Here is a 291-nt window from a genome sequence, read left to right as displayed (position 1 = left end):
GGGACGGAGTGCTAGACCCTTTCCTAATGGCTTTAAACAACAATGCGAATTTATTTGTTGGGGGACTAAGGGGGATTTACCAGATATCCCGCGCAAGCAAAGCGCGTTTCATTATGGCTATGTCCAAGCCTATTTACATCCCAGTAAGAAACAACACGCCACCCAAAAGCCCCTAGAGGTGCTCAAGCATTGTTTAGAAATCTTGCCTAGGGGCTCAGTGGTGTTGGATTGTTTTTGTGGGAGTGGCTCTACAGGGGTGGCATGCGCGCAACTAGGGCTAGATTTTATCGG

Annotated in this window: 1 protein-coding gene; it reads left to right on the top strand. The window is 48.5% G+C overall.

Features of this window, described 5'->3' with window-relative positions; genetic code table 11:
* On the top strand, positions 1 to 291 hold a 291-nt coding region (locus tag EAO38_RS08780), incomplete at both ends, for a DNA methyltransferase (RefSeq protein ID WP_162982775.1).

The organism is Helicobacter vulpis (assembly GCF_003660395.1).
Classification (GTDB): domain Bacteria; phylum Campylobacterota; class Campylobacteria; order Campylobacterales; family Helicobacteraceae; genus Helicobacter; species Helicobacter vulpis.
Note: the sequence above shows the minus strand (reverse complement) of the source record. Positions and strands in the feature narration are given on the sequence as shown.